Source organism: Rhodococcus sp. DMU2021, assembly GCF_019641445.1.
Classification (GTDB): Bacteria; Actinomycetota; Actinomycetes; order Mycobacteriales; family Mycobacteriaceae; genus Rhodococcus; species Rhodococcus pyridinivorans.
Map to the genome: position 1 here is coordinate 1 of NZ_JAIFKB010000106.1, position 642 is coordinate 642.

General features: G+C 66.7%; 1 pseudogene. It reads right to left on the reverse strand.

What is annotated here, in order from left to right:
- Nucleotides 1–530: pseudogene (locus tag K3M35_RS25865) on the reverse strand (integrase); the annotation flags it as partial.
- Nucleotides 531–642: the final 112 nt, after the last annotated feature.

A 642-nucleotide genomic window follows, 5' to 3' on the forward strand; every position in this document is an offset into this window, starting at 1 on the left:
CCGACCAGGTCGATCTCCACGAACCCCGGGACTGCGTCGTCCCACTGCGCCCACGTGCGGATCGGGATCTGCGACTTGAGCAACGACCCCGGTTTGGTGTGTGCCCGGCCCTTCGGATCGAGCCTGCGCCGGTCTTCGGCCAGCCGACGGTCGATGGTCGCCGCCGACATCGACACCAACAACTCCGCAGTGGCGTCGTCGATGCTCAACTCGCCGAACCGACGTAGCGTCGGCACCAGGTCCGGCAGCACCGCCGCCAGCCGTTTACCGGCCGGCGCACCGAGCACTGCCCAGCAGAATCGTAGTGCCGCAATCACGTCCGAGCCGTACTTCGGTGGTCTCGGGGTGCGTCCCCTGACCGTCGTGGGGTGCAACGCCTGCGTCAACGCCTTACGGGCGTGATTGCGATGCCAGCCGGTCGTGGCACACAATTCGTCGAGGATGACACCCTTGGCGGCCTTGTTGGCCCGGGCGTACCGCGTCGCGATCGTCTTGGTCACGGCCTTGCGTTGACTCATCGACAGCCCCATCGTTCGGGCCTACCGCCCGGCCCGAGCCGGACACGGCAGGCGCACCGCACGCGCGCATTCTCAGTTGAGGCAACGACTACCTCTATGCGCGCATTTTGGATGAGTCAACGCG